The organism is Kribbella sp. NBC_00482 (assembly GCF_036013725.1).
Classification (GTDB): Bacteria; Actinomycetota; Actinomycetes; order Propionibacteriales; family Kribbellaceae; genus Kribbella.
In genome coordinates this window covers 3,944,289-3,959,784 of the sequence record NZ_CP107881.1, presented here as the reverse complement: position 1 = coordinate 3,959,784, position 15,496 = coordinate 3,944,289, and the positions used below count along the sequence as shown (strand labels likewise).

Annotated in this window: 14 protein-coding genes; 5 read left to right on the top strand and 9 right to left on the bottom strand. The window is 69.6% G+C overall.

Translation table 11 applies throughout. The features are described 5' to 3' along the window. Nucleotides 1-54: 54 nt before the first annotated feature. Nucleotides 55-1,491, bottom strand: a complete 1,437-nt coding sequence (gene ahcY, locus OHB24_RS19520) for an adenosylhomocysteinase (protein WP_327640493.1) — start codon at nucleotides 1,489-1,491, stop codon at nucleotides 55-57. 111 nt (nucleotides 1,492-1,602) lie between these two features. Between ahcY and OHB24_RS19515 the strand changes: the two genes are divergently transcribed. Then, nucleotides 1,603-1,962: a MerR family transcriptional regulator gene (locus tag OHB24_RS19515; RefSeq protein WP_327640492.1), complete on the top strand. Its 360-nt coding sequence runs from the start codon at nucleotides 1,603-1,605 to the stop codon at nucleotides 1,960-1,962. Here OHB24_RS19515 and OHB24_RS19510 read toward each other — a convergent pair. After that, nucleotides 1,916-3,286, bottom strand: coding sequence for an MFS transporter (locus tag OHB24_RS19510; protein ID WP_327640491.1), 1,371 nt, complete (start codon nucleotides 3,284-3,286; stop codon nucleotides 1,916-1,918). The genes OHB24_RS19515 and OHB24_RS19510 overlap by 47 nt on opposite strands. Nucleotides 3,287-3,373: 87 nt before the next feature. Here OHB24_RS19510 and OHB24_RS19505 point away from each other — a divergent pair, with 87 nt between their 5' ends. Next, nucleotides 3,374-4,012 carry a TetR/AcrR family transcriptional regulator gene (locus OHB24_RS19505; protein ID WP_327640490.1) on the top strand — a complete coding sequence of 213 codons (639 nt, stop codon included), beginning with the start codon at nucleotides 3,374-3,376 and terminating at the stop codon, nucleotides 4,010-4,012. Here the strand turns inward: OHB24_RS19505 and OHB24_RS19500 are convergent, their stop codons facing one another. Genes OHB24_RS19500 through OHB24_RS19480 form a run of 5 tightly spaced genes read right to left on the bottom strand, consistent with a single transcriptional unit; the run spans nucleotide 4,013 to nucleotide 8,844 of the window. Beyond that, the gene (locus OHB24_RS19500) at nucleotides 4,013-4,972 is read right to left on the bottom strand and encodes a cation diffusion facilitator family transporter (RefSeq protein WP_327640489.1); all 960 of its coding nucleotides are present in this window, start codon (nucleotides 4,970-4,972) and stop codon (nucleotides 4,013-4,015) included. A gap of 35 nt (nucleotides 4,973-5,007) precedes the next feature. Continuing rightward, the gene (gene manA / locus OHB24_RS19495) at nucleotides 5,008-6,174 is read right to left on the bottom strand and encodes a mannose-6-phosphate isomerase, class I (protein ID WP_327640488.1); all 1,167 of its coding nucleotides are present in this window, start codon (nucleotides 6,172-6,174) and stop codon (nucleotides 5,008-5,010) included. After that, nucleotides 6,168-7,244 carry an SIS domain-containing protein gene (locus OHB24_RS19490; protein ID WP_327640487.1) on the bottom strand — a complete coding sequence of 359 codons (1,077 nt, stop codon included), beginning with the start codon at nucleotides 7,242-7,244 and terminating at the stop codon, nucleotides 6,168-6,170. The genes manA and OHB24_RS19490 overlap by 7 nt, the downstream gene beginning before the upstream one ends. Nucleotides 7,245-7,254: 10 nt before the next feature. Next, a complete protein-coding gene (locus OHB24_RS19485) occupies nucleotides 7,255-7,458 on the bottom strand; it encodes a Trm112 family protein (protein WP_130382481.1) in 204 nt (67 codons plus the stop codon). Next, nucleotides 7,459-8,844 carry a phosphomannomutase/phosphoglucomutase gene (locus OHB24_RS19480; RefSeq protein ID WP_327640486.1) on the bottom strand — a complete coding sequence of 462 codons (1,386 nt, stop codon included), beginning with the start codon at nucleotides 8,842-8,844 and terminating at the stop codon, nucleotides 7,459-7,461. A gap of 170 nt (nucleotides 8,845-9,014) precedes the next feature. Here OHB24_RS19480 and OHB24_RS19475 point away from each other — a divergent pair, with 170 nt between their 5' ends. Genes OHB24_RS19475 through OHB24_RS19465 form a run of 3 tightly spaced genes read left to right on the top strand, consistent with a single transcriptional unit; the run spans nucleotide 9,015 to nucleotide 13,599 of the window. Then, nucleotides 9,015-12,119 carry an FtsX-like permease family protein gene (locus tag OHB24_RS19475; RefSeq protein ID WP_327640485.1) on the top strand — a complete coding sequence of 1,035 codons (3,105 nt, stop codon included), beginning with the start codon at nucleotides 9,015-9,017 and terminating at the stop codon, nucleotides 12,117-12,119. Next, on the top strand, nucleotides 12,116-12,955 hold the full coding sequence (locus OHB24_RS19470; protein WP_327640484.1) for an ABC transporter ATP-binding protein: 840 nt from the start codon (nucleotides 12,116-12,118) through the stop codon (nucleotides 12,953-12,955). The genes OHB24_RS19475 and OHB24_RS19470 overlap by 4 nt, the downstream gene beginning before the upstream one ends. Beyond that, nucleotides 12,952-13,599, top strand: a complete 648-nt coding sequence (locus OHB24_RS19465) for an ABC transporter ATP-binding protein (RefSeq protein WP_327640483.1) — start codon at nucleotides 12,952-12,954, stop codon at nucleotides 13,597-13,599. The genes OHB24_RS19470 and OHB24_RS19465 overlap by 4 nt, the downstream gene beginning before the upstream one ends. Nucleotides 13,600-13,604: 5 nt before the next feature. On the opposite strand, the gene OHB24_RS19460 is transcribed toward OHB24_RS19465, so the two are convergent. Further along, nucleotides 13,605-14,348 (bottom strand): ThuA domain-containing protein, encoded by a 744-nt coding sequence (locus tag OHB24_RS19460; protein ID WP_327640482.1) that lies wholly within the window; start codon nucleotides 14,346-14,348, stop codon nucleotides 13,605-13,607. Continuing rightward, complete coding sequence (locus OHB24_RS19455) at nucleotides 14,341-15,417, bottom strand: Gfo/Idh/MocA family protein (protein WP_327640481.1); 1,077 nt, start codon at nucleotides 15,415-15,417, stop codon at nucleotides 14,341-14,343. Before OHB24_RS19455 ends, OHB24_RS19460 begins: the two co-directional genes overlap by 8 nt. Nucleotides 15,418-15,496: the final 79 nt, after the last annotated feature.

The window sequence follows — 15,496 nt, the reverse complement described above, 5'->3', positions numbered from 1 at the left end:
AGAAGAAGCGAAGCGCCCCACAGGAAGACCTGTGGGGCGCTTGCTGTGGGGGGCTCAGTAGCGGTAGGCCTCGGCCTTGTACGGGCCTTCGACCGGAACGCCCAGGTACGCGGACTGCTCCTTGGTCAGTTCGGTGAGCTTGACGCCGAGGGCGTCGAGGTGGAGGCGGGCGACCATCTCGTCGAGGTGCTTCGGCAGCACGTACACCTCGGTCGGGTAGTCGGCGGTCTTCACGAACAGCTCGATCTGCGCCAGCACCTGGTTGGTGAACGAGTTCGACATCACGAACGACGGGTGCCCGGTGGCGTTGCCCAGGTTCAGCAGGCGGCCCTCGGACAGCACGATGATCGTGTGGCCGTCGGCGAACCGGAACTCGTCGACCTGCGGCTTGATGTTGACCCGCTCGACACCGGCGGTCTTGTACAGCCCGGCCATGTCGATCTCGTTGTCGAAGTGGCCGATGTTGCCGACGATCGCCTGGTGCTTCATCGCCGCCATGTGGTCGGCGGTGATGACGTCCTTGTTGCCGGTGGTGGTGACGAAGATGTCGGCGATCCCGACCACGTCGTCGATGGTCGTCACCTGGTAGCCGTCCATCGCCGCCTGCAGCGCGCAGATCGGGTCGATCTCGGTGACGATCACCCGGGCGCCCTGGCCGCGCAGCGACTCGGCGCAGCCCTTGCCGACGTCGCCGTACCCGCAGACGACCGCGACCTTGCCGCCGATCAGTACGTCGGTGGCGCGGTTGATGCCGTCGATCAGCGAGTGCCGGCAGCCGTACTTGTTGTCGAACTTCGACTTGGTCACCGAGTCGTTGACGTTGATCGCCGGGAACAGCAGCGCGCCCGCCTTGTGCATCTCGTACAGCCGGTGCACGCCGGTGGTGGTCTCCTCGGTGACACCCTTGATGCCCTGACCGATGGCGGTCCACCGCTGCGGGTCCTCGGTCAGCGTCCGGGTCAGCACCGTGAGGACGACGGCGTACTCCTCGGAGTCCGCGGTCGACGGGTCCGGTACGGCGCCCGCCTTCTCGAACTCGGTGCCCTTGTGCACGAGCATCGTGGCGTCGCCGCCGTCGTCGAGGATCATGTTCGGACCCTCGTCACCGGGCCAGTTCAGCGCCTGCTCGGTGCACCACCAGTACTCCTCCAGCGTCTCGCCCTTCCAGGCGAAGACGGGGACACCGGCGGGGGCTTCGGGCGTGCCCTCGCGGCCGACGACGACCGCGGCGGCAGCGTGGTCCTGCGTGGAGAAGATGTTGCACGAGACCCAGCGCACCTCGGCGCCGAGCGCGGTCAGCGTCTCGATCAGCACCGCGGTCTGGATGGTCATGTGCAGCGAGCCCATGATTCGCGCGCCGGCCAGCGGCTTGCTCTCGCCGTACTGCGCGCGCATCGCCATCAGGCCGGGCATCTCGTGCTCGGCCAGCCGGATCTCCTTGCGCCCGAACTCGGCCAAGCCGAGGTCCGCCACCTTGTAGTCGAACGTCATGCCGCTCCCCTGAAGACTGTGATTGCTTGCCTGCCTGAGCCTAGAGGGCCGAGCCACGCGGTTTGATCGCTCCAGGCGCATTTTTGACACCGAAATGTCAAGATTGATGCTATGCGCATCACCGAGGCCGCTCGCCAACTGGGTACCACTCCGCGCATGCTGCGCTACCGGGAGGCACTCGGGCTGCTCCCCCGCTCCCGTTCCGAACACACGTCGCAGCGCCAGTACGACGAACGCGACCTGGCAGCCGTCCAGCTGGCGCTCGACCTCGAACGCCGGTACGACGTGACGCCGGCCGCGCTCGCCTTCGCCCTGAGAGCGCTCGCCGAACCGTCCGTGGCCGCGGACATCCGCAACCTCGGGTACCGCACCGGCCGCCTCACCGCCCCACCCACCCAGGCGCAGTTCGACCGCGACCGCGCACTCAGATGGCTGGGCCGCTCCGGCGTACTGCCCCCGAAACCGCGCTGACGGCGGGCTGACGAAGCCGCAGAGCGAACAGCAACGTCGCGAGGATCCCCGCGCCAATCACGAACACGGCGGTACGGATCCCGTAAGCATTCGCTATCAGCACGAGTACGGCGAGCCCCACCGACGCACCGATTCCCGAGCTGGTCGACACCAGGCCCGACGCGACCCCCTGCTTCCGGTCGGACACCCCGGTCGACGCGGCGATGAACATCATCGTGAACACCGCGCCGTCCCCGGCACTCACCAGCACCAGGCCCGGTACGAGCACGACGTACGACCCATCGGCCGACAGGCCGAGGCCCAGCGCCACCGCTCCGGCAGCTCCGACCGCCAGCGCGACGAGCAACGTACGGCGCAACCCGAAACGCGTGACCGCCTGCCCCGCGATCGTCGACCCGGCCACGACCACCGCAGTGGGGAGCAGAAAACCCACACCGGTCTGCAACGGGTCGTACCCACGCACGTCCTGGAAGTAGACGGACAGGAAGTACAGCAGCGACCCGAACGTCGCCATGAACAGGAACGCGATCACCAGCGCCACCACGAGGACCCGGTTCCTCAGCAGGTTCGGTGGAACCAGTGGATCCGGACTGCGCCGTTCGATCCTGGCGAAGGCCACCACCAGGACAACCGCGACCGCGGAGGTCCCGACGAGGATGCTCCAGTGGAGCGCCGGACCTTGCACGAGCGTGAACACCAGCAAGGTGACCGCGCCGGTCGCGGTCAGCGCCCCTGGCAGGTCGAAGGACCGACGCACCTCCGGACGCCCCCGATCGAGCAGCGGTACGGCCAGGAGCAGCGCTGCACCGACCAAGGGCAGGTTGACGAAGAACACCGCTTCCCAGCCGAACAACCGAGTCAGTACGCCGCCGAGCAGTACGCCGATCACCAGACCGGCCGCCCCGGACCCACCCCAGATGCCCAGTGCGCGGTTCCGATCGCGGCCCTCCACGAACATGGTGTTGATGATCGCCAGCGTGCTCGGGAACACCAGTGCGCCCCCAAGTCCCTGGACCGCCCGCGCCGTCAGCTGCCAGCCCGGTCCGGTCGCCAGACCACCGGCCAGCGACGCAACGCCGTACAGCGCCAGGCCGGTCATCAGCATCCGCCTCCGCCCGAGCACATCGGCGGCGCGGCCGCCGAACAGCAGGAAGCCGCTCGAGGCGATCGCGTAGGCGCTGATCACCGACTGCAGGGTGTGTGCGGAGTATCCGAGCTCGCGCCCGATCTCCGGGAGTGCGACCACGACGATGTACTGATCCAGCGACACGATCAGCATTGCGAACGACAGCAGCGCGAGCGCCGCGGACTTTCTCCGGTCCATGACTCCTCCTCTGGAATAATCCGAACTGTACGGAACAGTTCAGATGAACTCAACCGTTCAGTTCAGATATTTGCTAGACTCCCGGCTATGGCGAAGTCAGCTCCGCGTGAGCTCACCGGTGACCGGGCGGCGCGCAAACGGGAGGCGATCATCCCGGCCGCGCGGGCCGCGTTCGTGCGGGACGGGTTCGACGCCGCGGTGGACTCGATCGCGGCCGAGGCAGGCGTGTCTAAGGTGACCGTCTACAACCACTACGGCACCAAGGAAACGCTGTTCACTGCCGTCATCGGCGACGCGCTCGAGGGTGCGCTGGCGGAGGTCATCGCTGGTACGGCGCAGCGCCTGGCGGAGTCCGACGACCTGCGCGCGGCGCTCAAGTGGACCGCGAGCGCCTGGGTCACCAGCATGACCCAGCCCGACATGCTGGCGCTCCGTCAGCTCGTCACCAGCGAGGTGCGGCGCTTCCCCGAGCTCGGCACCGCCTGGCGCGAGCACGGGCCGGACAGAGCTCGCCCCACCCTCGCGGCCGCCTTCGAGCGCCTGATCGCGGCCGGCCGTCTGACCATGCCCGACGTGGACACCGCGATCCTCCAGTTGTACGCCCTGGTCCTCTACCCGCACCTGGTCCACAGCACGTACGGCGCCACCCTCGACGAGCGCACCACCGGCACACTCATCGACACCGGTGTCGAGATGTTCCTGCAGTACTACGCGTACCGCGACTAGTTAGTGCGAGGGCGCTTCGGGTACGGCGGGGCGCTCGTCGGGGACGTGGTTCTCGTGGAAGACGTCGGGCTCGAGGTAGATGTGCTTGCTCATCGGCTCGATCTCGCGGATCGCGCGTTCGGCCGCGTCGATGATCTCGGCGACGACGCCCGCGTCGGTGGTCGCCTCGACGCCGAGCTTGGCGGCGACCAGGACCTCCTCGGGACCGAGGTGCAGGGTCTTGATGTGGATCAGGCGCTGCACACCCGGGGTGTTCTCGATCGCGGCGACGATCTTCTGCTGCGCCTCGCGGGTCGCGGACTCACCCAGCAGCAGCGACTTCATCTCGATCGCCAGGAAGATCGCCACGACGACCAGCAGTACGCCGATCGCCATCGACCCCAGGCCGTCGAACACACCGTTGCCGGTGACAAGCGTCAGCACGACGCCGATCAGCGCCAGCACCAGACCGGTGAGCGCCGCGAAGTCCTCCAGCAGGATGACCGGCAGCTCCGGCGCCCGCGCGTTCCGCACGAAACGCACCCACGGAACCGGCCCGCGGACCTTGTTCGCCTCGACGATCGCGGTCCGGAACGACAGGGTCTCCATCCCGATCGCGACCACCAGCACCACGACCGGAACCCACTTCCAGTTGTCGATGCCGTGCGGGTCGTGCACCTTGTGGTAGCCCTCGTACAGCGCGAACAGACCACCCACGCTGAACAGCACGATCGACACGATGAACGAGTAGACGTACCGCTCCCGGCCGAACCCGAACTGGTGCAGTTCGTCGGCCGCCCGCTTGGCCCGCTGACCGCCGACCAGCAGCAGCACCTGGTTGCCCGCGTCGGCGAGCGAGTGGATCGCCTCGGCCAGCATCGACGCCGACTGAGTCAGGGCCCAGGCGGCGAACTTGGTGACCGCGATCCCGGTGTTCGCCAGCAAAGCCGCGACAACGGCCTTGTTTCCGCCACCAGCCATGGTGTTCAGGTCCTCCGTGAAGTCAATGCCGTGAATCAGCGTGCGGACACGACGAACGCCGTGCCGGAACCACGCAGGGTACAGGGTCCTTCGGTTCCCGAGGCGAACGCGGACTGCCCCGCGGACAACGTCACAGCAGATTCTTTGCTCGCGGCATCGACCGTCCCGTCGACGCAGCAGACGATCCGCGGCCCGGCGCCGTCCAGCGTGTGCTCGCCGGAGGTCAGATCGACACGGTGCACAGCGAAGTACTCACAGCCCGTCTCGTACGTCGCGACGCCGTCGGCGACCGTGGTCGCGGTGAGCACCGGGTCGGTGAGCGGCTCGAAGTCCACCACCGAAACCAGCTCCGGTACGTCGACGTGCTTGCTCGTCAGCCCACCGCGCAGCACGTTGTCCGAGTTCGCCATCACCTCGAACCCGAGCCCCCGCAGGTACGCGTGCACGTTCCCGGCCGGCAGGTACACCGCGTCGAACCGCTGCAACCGCACCCGGTTCAGCAGCAGGGCGGCGAGTACGCCGGGATCGTCCGGGAAATCCGCGCACAGCCGGGACATCGTCTCGCGCTCCAACGCGAACGCGTCACCGGTGTAGGTGTCGATCGCGAACCCGAGGGCGGCGACCAGCGGACGGATCGCGTCCCGGTCGCGGCTCATGAAATCGGTGAACGCCTCGCGCAGCTTGCCGTCCCGCAGCAGGTCGGTCAGCTCGCCGAAGCCGGCCGGCCCCAAGGCATCCAGCAGCGCGACCGTGCTCGCCAGCGGCCGGAAACCGACCAGTGCGTCGAACGGTTCGAGCGCGATCAGGATCTCCGGCTTCGGCCAGGCGTCCTTGTAGTTCCGGTCCGCGGCGTCCAGGGGGATCCCGGCCGCCTCGTCCCGCGCGTATCCGTCGATCGCCTGGTCCCGGGACGGGTGCGCCTGGATCGACAACGGCTGCGCGGCCGCAAGCAGCTTCGCGAGGAACGGGAACCGGCCCTCGAACCGCTCGGTCGTCTCCTCGCCCAGCACCGCGGCCGGGTCGGCGGACACCACGTCGTACAAGGTGTCACCGTTCGGCAGCACCGATGGGGCGGACTCGTGGGCGCCCATCCACAGCTCGGCCTGCGGCTCGCCGTCCGGCTGTACCCCGAGCAGTTCGGGGAGGGAGGTCGGCGAACCCCACGCGTAGTCGCGGATGGTGTTCTGGAGTGGGACTACCACGCTGGGTCCTCCGAGGGGATCCCTGCTTCGGTCGGGTCGTCGTCGGTCGCCGTACCGTAGCGGCCGAGACCGATCCCGAGGTACGCCGCGGCGTACCGGCCGTGCTGGGTCAGGGCGGCGTACCGGGCGATGTCCGTGCCGTCGGCCTGCGTCACCGTGTGCACGCGGACGTCGTGCGCCTGCGCCTTCTGCTCCAGCTTGCGGCGGTGCTCGGCGACACCCGACTCCTCCACACCGTCGTCCAGAATGATCAGAGCCGGCCGCAGCTCCTCCGCCTTGTCGAACGGGTCCGCGAACAGGTCCCGCGGCGGCTGGTTGAGCACCGGCAGCAGGTGACCGGCGTCAGCGGCCAGAGCGGGACGACCACTCGCCAGCCGCAGTGCCTCGACCACACGCCGCGCTGCCCGCGCTGCGAGCACCGAACCACCCCACACCAGCGGCAACGCGTTCGCGAGCACCAGTGCGAGGTCCTTGGCCTGGTTCGCGGTCGCGTCCTTGTTGGGCGAGCACTCGATCGCAACGTCGTCGAGCATCGACGCGACGGCCTTGTGGTCCACCTCCGGCCCCAGGTCCATCTGGTGCAGCGCCTGCAGTACGGCGACCGCGGACGCCAGCTGGTCGTCGGACTGGGACGGCAGCCGGATCGCATGCCGCAAACCGGCCGAGGCGATCGCTACGGGCGAGTCCTCGGGCGCGGCGACCATCAGCCCGCAACCACGCCGTACCGCTTCGCCTGTGGCCGAGACCGCGTCGAGGTCCTCGGAAGCGCCGGCGAGTACGACCACGAGGTCGAGCGGACCTGCCCAGCCGGGTAGCCCCGAACCAGGCCAGGCGAGGAACGGAACCGGGCAGACCGGCTCCAGGACGGCTCGGACCAGCCGTGCGTCCCGGCCGGCCGCCACCACAGCGCGGGGGCGGAAGCCGTCGGATTCCACGGTGGCCAGCACGTCCGCGGATGCTTCCAGCTCGGCGCGGACCCGCGCGCCGGCCATCGCCAGCCGACGCAGCAGGTGGTCCGCCGCACGGAGTGCCGCCGGGTCGTCCAGCCGGGTGTCGTCGAAGACGCTCATCAGCTCGGTGTCAGCTCTCTGTCGCGGCTGTTTCCCTGGTGTCCCGGGCCTCGTCGATCAGCAGCACCGGGATGTCGTCACGCACCGGGTACGCCAGCCCGCAGGCGGCGTTGGTGCAGATCAGCTCGTTCGCCTCGTCGTCCACGCGGAACTCCGAGCGGCATTTCGGGCAGACCAGGATGCTCAGCAGGTCCGGGTCCAGATTGACTGCCATTCAGTTCTCCTCCACCGATGCGCCGGTGATCAGGGCCAGTACTTCGTCGCGGACGCGTTCCATCTCCGGCCGGTCCGCCGCCTCGACGTTCAGCCGCAGCAACGGCTCCGTGTTCGACGCACGGACGTTGAACCACCACTGTCCCGCCGACACGGTCAACCCGTCCAGATGGTCGACGGTCACGCCGTCGACGCCAGAATACGTATCTTCGATCGCCGCGACGGTCGCCGCCGCGTCGTCGACCTTGTTGTTGATCTCGCCGGACGCGACGTACCGCTCGTACTCGGCGAACAACTCGCTGGCCGGCCGGTCCTGCTCGCCCAGCGCGGCGAGGACGTGCAGCGCGGCCAGCATGCCGGTGTCGGCGCGCCAGAAGTCGCGGAAGTAGTAGTGCGCCGAGTGCTCGCCGCCGAACACCGCGTCGGTCTCGGCCATCTTCTGCTTGATGTAGGAGTGGCCGACGCGCGCGCGGACCGGCGTACCGCCGTGCTCGGTGATCAGCTCCGGGACGGCCTTCGAGGTGATCAGGTTGTGGATGACGGCCGAGCCGGGGTGCTTCGCGAGCTCCCGGACGGCGACCGCGCCGGTGATCGCGCTCGGTGAGATCGGGTCGCCCTTCTCGTCGACCACGAAGCAGCGGTCCGCGTCGCCGTCGAAGGCGAGGCCGAGGTCGGCGCCGGTCTCGCGGACCTTGGCCTGCAGGTCGACCAGGTTCTTCGGGTCGAGCGGGTTGGCCTCGTGGTTCGGGAAGCTGCCGTCGAGTTCGAAGTACATCGGGACGATCGTCACCGGGCCCTCGGCGAACACGGCCGGGACCGTGTGGCCGCCCATGCCGTTGCCGGCGTCGACGACCACGGTGAGCGGCCGGATGCCGCTCAGGTCGACCAGGTGGTGCAGGTGGTCGGCGTACGCGGTCAGGAGGTCCTTGTGGGTGACGTGGCCCGCGGCGGATCCGGTCGCCGGGCCCTCGGTCAGGGCCTTGGCGACCAGGTCGGCGATGTCGCGCAGCCCCGAGTCGGAGCCGACCGGGGCAGCGCCCGCGCGGCACATCTTGATGCCGTTGTACTGCGCCGGGTTGTGGCTGGCGGTGAACATCGCGCCGGGCAGGTCGAGCCGCCCGGACGCGAAGTACAGCTGGTCGGTGGAGGCGAGGCCGATGTCGATCACGTCCGCGCCGGTGCCGGCCACGCCCTCGGCGAACGCCGCCGCCAGCGCCGGGCTGGACGGCCGCATGTCGTACCCGATCACGACCGCGCCGGGCCCGCCGAGCACGTCCAGGACCTCGACGAACGCAGCTCCGGCCGCCCGGGCCACCGACTCGTCGAACTGGTCCGGCACAACCCCCCGGACGTCATAAGCCTTGAAGATCCCCGCAACATCAACCATGCACGGACCCTATCCGGCCCGCCGACCAACGCGTATCTCAGCCTCGATCCCCGCACCGCAGGCAACAACTAGGCATCGTTGTCAGCCGGCGTCCTGACGCTGCACCTCTGGTTTCGTATGTTCGGTCCTTGGTCACCGAGCGGCGTGGCCCGGCGGCTGGGGGGTGGCCAATGACGTTCTTGTGGATGGCTCTGCGGTACCGGAGGTCCCAAGGCCTGGTCCTGGCCGGGATCAGCCTGTTGATCGGCACGTGCGCGGCGTTCGCGCCCTGGTTCGCCCGGGCGGTCGAACAGACCGTCACGACCGAGGCTTTGACGCACCAGTGGAACTCCGCGGCGTGGCAGCTCAAGACGACCCCGTCGACGGCCGTCGACGGACCGGCCGAATCGACCGCACCGGAGGACCTCGCCCAGCTCGTCCCGGCTGACCTCAAGCAGCTGTTCACCCCACCGGTGTACGGACGGACCGCCGTAGTGATCTGGGGTCTCGGCAACGACAGACCGAAGGTCGAAGGCCGGGTGGTGTGGCGGGACGGCTACTGCGCCCAACTCGAGCTGACCGCCGGCCGATGCCCCCGCGGCCCCGGTGAGGTCGCCGCATCGTCAGCGGACGCGAAGAACTTCGGCCTGACCGTCGGGGCGACGCTCAGGGCCCAGACCGCCAGCAACCCCGAGCGCAGCCCGCTCCGCGTGGTCGGGATCTACCAGGCGGACGCCGAAGCCACCTACTGGTTCGGCCGCAGACCGACCGGGAACTCGCGGCAGGCCAGCGACTCCCAGCCCCCGCTGGGCGACTTCCTGCTCGCCGAGCGCGCCACCCTCTCCGCGGGGCACTGGGACGCCTACTCGACGCTGGACACCCGCCCGCAGCCGGGAAGCGCGCGAGCCGACGACCTGGACCGGATCCGGCAGGTGACCGATCAACTCGAAGCCCAGATCGCCGAAAGCGGCATCGACGCGCGGAACAGCTCAGGACTGATCGGGGTCGTCGACGGCATCCAGACGGAGCGACGGCAGGCCACGACGATCATCCCCCTGGTGATGGTGCAGGTGGCCCTGTTCGGAGTGGTCGTGCTGGCGCTGGCGCTGGCCACGGTGGTCGACCAGCGCCGACCGGAACTGGGGGTCTCGCGACTACGCGGGTCGGGCGCCGGCACGACCGGCCGGATGCTGGCCACCGAGCTGAGTGTGCCCGTGCTGCTCGGTACGTTGGCCGGCGCGGCGGCCGGTTTCGCAATGCTCCTCGTCGTACGAGCGGCCTGGCTGGGCGGAGCAGCGCCGCTGGAGATGCCGTGGACGGTTCCGGCAGCCGTCGCCGTGGCGGCTCTGGCCGGGCTGACGGTCGTCGCGCTGTCGGTCCGCACCGTCGTCCGCCGGCCGATCTCCAGCCTGCTCCGGCGGATTCCGCTCCGCGGACGCCACCGCACGATCGGCCTGATCGATCTCACCGTCATCGTCGTCGCATCGGCCGGACTGGTGACCGGACTGACCAGTGGCGGACGAGGCCCGCTCCCCATCCTGACCCCCACCTTGCTCGCTCTGGCAGTGGGACTCGCGTTCGCACACCTGCTCCTGCCTGCCGCGGGGCTGGTCAGCCGGCAGGCGCTGCGCAGGGGGCGGCTCGGTCTCGCGCTCGGCGCTCTGCAGGTAGCCCGGCGCCCGGCCGTGACGCGGCTCGTCGCCGTGGTCGCCGTCGCGACCGGCCTGGCCTCGTTCGCCGGTCAGGCGGCGTCGGTCGCCGATCGCAACCGGGACACCCGGGCCGGCTACGAGACCGGCGCCGAGGCGGTGCTGGCGATCGACCCCACCAACCTCGGCGTCTTCACCGCGGCAGCCGACAAGGTCGATCCGGACCGGCGCTGGCTGACCCCCGTCGTGCTCACCAGTCCGCCATCCGCGGAGAGCCTGCGCGCGATGCTGATCGAGCCGGACAGCTACCGGCGGATCGCCTTTCGCGGCGATCGGCTCACCGACGCCGAGGGCTTCCGCAAGCTCCAGGCGCCCACGGAGCCGAAACCGATCGAGCTGACCGGACAGCGGCTGACCGTGACCGCCGACGCCGGTGCGGTGACGTCGTACGAGCCACCCCCCGGTGACAACGTGGCTCCTCCGCCCGAGGAGCCGGCCAAGTCGGTGGTGCTGCAGGCGACGGTGGTCAACCAGCGCAGCGGGGGTCGCTATCTGGTGCGTTTCCCGCCGATACCGCTGGGTCGCGGCGGTCCGGTCACGCTGACTACGGCTCTCGGCTGCCTGCCGTCCTGTCAGCTGCTCCGGCTCGGGGTGTCGCGCGAAGTGGGTGACACTGCCGGTGTCAAAGGCGAGATCGTGATCAGCCGTCTGGCGACCGACACCCAGCAGTCGATCCCACTGAGCCGGATGCTGGACTGGACGAACGGCTCGCAGGCGGGAGCCGACCAGGGCAGCATCGCGGCCAGGAACGCGCCGAACGGGCTGGCGCTCGACGTGACCAGCCTCGGCGGCGAACTGAACGTCCAGCATGCCGCGATCCCCACGCCGGTGCCGGCGCTGGTGAGCCCGGACGCCGTCGGTGAGGCCCTGACGGTGCCCGGCTTCGACGGGATCGCGATCCCGATCGCCAAGCTCAGCAACCCTCAGATCCCGGTGCCGCGCCACACCGACCGGGTCGCCGTCCTCGACCTGGAGACCGCCCGCCGGGTCGGCGGGGGCGTCGACCGCGCTTCGACGGAGTTCGAGCTCTGGCTCAACGCCGACGGGCTCGCGAACGTCGGCACGATCATGGACGGCCTGACCGCGGCCGGGGTCAGGCCCACACTCGTCGACCGGCGGTCGGACCGGATCGACGGATACGGGCGCTCCGCCAGCGCGCTCGCGCTCCAGCTCACTCCGATCGTCGGGCTCGCCAGCTGGGCCCTCGCGGTCATCGTGCTGCTGCTGATGGGCGTCAGCTCCTGGCGATCCCGGGCCCAGGACTACGCGAGTCTGCGGATCAACGGCGTACCGGCGAGCACGACCGGAGGGGCCGCGCGCTGGGAACAGACCGGACCGGTCGCGCTGGCAGCGCTGCTCGGGTCGGTCTGCGGCATCGTCGGCGCCCACATCGCGCTACCGATGTTCCCGCTCTTCGCGGAAACCTCCGAACCGTCGCCGATTCCGCTCGACCTGGCGATCAACTGGCCCGGAGCGGTGATTCTGTGGCTGGCCGGCACCGTCGTGCTGACGGCGACAACGCTGGTGCTGGGCACCAGCGTGAACCGGCGGGCGGGCTACAGCCGGATTCGGGAGGAACTGTCATGAGCGGACTGGCGATCAGCACCAGCGGCCTGGTTCACATCTACCGGAGCCAAGGCCATGATGTCGCCGCCTTGTCGGGGATCGGGATCACCGTGCGGCCCGGTGAGTTCGTCGGTCTGCTCGGCCCGTCCGGCGCCGGCAAATCCACACTGCTGCAGTTGTGTGGCGGTCTGCTGACGCCGAGCGCCGGGCGCCTGCAGATCGGCGAGCACAACCTGGCCACGATGACCGACCCCGAGCTCGACCGGATGCGCGCCCGTGACGTCGGCATCGTCTTGCAGGGAGCCGGGCGCAACCTAGTCCCTTACCTGTCACCCGTGGACAACGTCCGCTACGCACAACGCGCCGCGTCGCGCAGTCGGTCCTTGCCGACGCCGCAGGACGTCCTCGAACTGGTCGGTCTGACCGACCACGCCCGTACTCCGCTGCCCTCGCTGACCCCCGGGCAGATCCAGCTCTGCGCGGTGGCCGTGGGGATCGCCACGTTCCCCGGCCTGCTGCTGGCCGACGAGCCCACGAGCCAGCTGGATCACCGGGCCCGGGACGAGGTTCTTGCCGCGATCTCGACGATCAACAGCAGCACCGGCATGACGGTGCTGCTGGTCACCCACGACCCCGAGGTCGCTGCGCTGCTCCCCCGCACCGTCACCATCCGCGACGGGCGGATCGCGTCCGAAGGGCGCAGCGGTGAGGAGTTCGCGGTCGTCGCCACCGACGGATCGATGCCGCTGCCGCCGCACGTCGCCGAGTTGCTGCCGCCCGGAACCCTGCTCCGCGTCACCACCACCGACGACGGCGACGTTCGCCTGAGCCCTGTACAGCAAGAAGGTCAGTCGTGATCACGGTCACCAACCTCACCGTCGCCTACGACGACCTCGTCGCGGTGGCGGACGTTTCCCTGCGGGTTCCGCCCGGGTTCGTCCTCGCGGTCAGCGGGCCGTCCGGGGCCGGCAAGAGCTCGCTGCTGTGGGCCATCGCCGGCGCGCTCCGGGCGAGCTCAGGCCAGGTCGAGGTGGACGGTCTCACGATCAGCGACCGGCCCGCCGCCGCGGCTCACGGCGTCGTACTGATCCCACAGGGCAACGGCCTGGCCCGAGTACTGACTGCGCGGGAGAATCTCTGCCTGCCGCTGCTCGCCCAGCGCACCGACCCGGAGGTGGTCGACCGGCATGTCGAGCAGGCGCTGGCCGATGTCGGGCTCCAGGACAGCGGCGACCATCTGGTCGAGGAACTGTCCGGCGGCGAGCAGCAACGCGTCGCCGTCGCCCGTGGACTCGCCCAGCAGGGCCGCATCATCCTCGCCGACGAGTCCACCAGCGAACTCGACGGCATGAACCGTGAACGAGTCCTCGACCTCCTCCGCCGGGAAGCCGGCCGCGGCGCCGCGGTGATCATGGCGACCCACGACCTCAACGTCGCAGCCGGCGCCGACGGCCACGCCACCATGGACGAAGGCCACCTGACCTGGCAGCGGAACCTCTGACGACCTCAGGCCTTCTCGAACCAGCCCGGGTTCTTGCGGTGGTGGACCGTCGGCAGCTGGCGGGGGCTGGTCGGGGCCGCCCACTTGGCTGCGTTGGCGAGGATCTGCTGGACCTCGGGCTGGTGGTACGTCGGGTACTCCTGGTCGCCGGGGCGGAAGTAGAAGACCCGGCCCTGGCCGCGGCGGTAGCAGCAGCCGGAGCGGAACACCTCGCCGCCGGAGAACGAGCTGACGAACACCAGCTCGTCCGGCTGCGGGATGTCGAACAGCTCGCCGTACATCTCCTCGCGCTCGATCACCAGCGGGTGCGGGACACCCTGCGCGATCGGGTGCCCGGCGGCGACGGTCCAGATCAGCTCGCGGTCGTTCTCGGACCGCCAGTCCAGCGAGCAGGTGGTGCCCATCAGCTTGATGAAGATCTTGCTGAAGTGCGCCGAGTGCAGCGCGATCAGGCCCATCCCGGACAGCACGTGCTGCTGCACCCGGTCGACGATCGCGTCGTCGACGTCACCGTGCGCGGCGTGCCCCCACCAGGTGAGTACGTCGGTGTCGGCGAGCACTTCCTCGGTGAGGCCGTGCTCCGGGTCCTGCAGCGTGGCCGTGCGCACGACGACGTTCTCGCCCAGCTTGGCACGCAGCGCGGCAGCGATCGTCCCGTGCATCGTGTCGGGGTAGACCTTGCGCACGGACTCGTCGCGGCCCTCGTGGACGTTCTCGCCCCACACCGTGACGCGAATTGGGTCAGTCATGGAGCACAACCTCTCGTCCCGCCTTCGCCGAGGCGTAGCAGGCGTCGATGATCTCGGTCCGCTGCAGCGCCTCGGACCCGTTCTGGCCTTCCCACTCACCGCTCTTGACGATCCGGACGAACTCCCGCACCACGGCGCGGTGGCCGAGCCCGGCGCCGGTCGCCGGCTTCACCTCGGCCGGTACGCCGCCGACGTCGGTGAAGATCCGCAGCGTGTCCTCGTTGGTGTAGTTCTGCACCTCGATCTTGGCGCCGCCGTCGGTCCCGAACAGCTCGATCCCGAAGTTGTCGCCCGGCGCCCGGAACGTCGCCCAGCTGGTCTCCAACTGCAGCGCGCCGCCGCCCTGCAGCCGCAGGTACGCCGTGGCCAGGTCCTCCACCTCGAACGCCGATCCGAGCGTGTTCGCGTTCGGGTCGCGGCTGCCCTTGCCGCGCGGGCCGAGCTCGGCGAACGTGTCCGCCGAGACCGTGCTGACCTGCGGCTCGCCCATGAGGTGCAGCGCCATGTCGAGGATGTGGACGCCGAGGTCGATCAGCGGCCCGCCGCCGGACAGCTCCCGGTTGGTGAACCAGCCACCCATCCCGGGGATGCCGTTGCGGCGCATCCAGTGCGCCTTCGCGTAGTAGATCCGGCCGAGCTGGCCTTCGTCGATCTGGTGCTTGAGCGCCGCGACGTCACCGCGCTCGCGGTGGTTGAACACGACCTTCAGCACCCGGCCGGCCTGCTTCGAGGCCTCGACCATCGCGGTGCCCTCGGCCACGGTCCTGGCCAGCGGCTTCTCGGACAGCACGTGCAGACCCTTCTGCAGGGCCGCCAGCGCGATCGGGGCGTGCAGCTGCGTCGGCGTACCGATGCTGACCGCCTCCAGCCCCGGGGTCTCGAGCAGGTCCTCCCACCTCTCGTACAGATGCGGTACGCCGTGCTTCTCGCCCAGACTGGTCAGGATGTCCTTCTCCAGACCCGCCAGGCCGATCACCTCGACGTCCGGCAGTTCGGAGAACGCCTCCAGCGCTGTCCGTCCGGCAAAGCCCAGTCCTACGACACCGACCCGCAGTTTTTGATCGTTCACAGACACGATCCTCTCCCGATGACAACGACAGACACAAACCCCTTCCCACACTACGGAACAGCTTCCAACACTGCGGGGA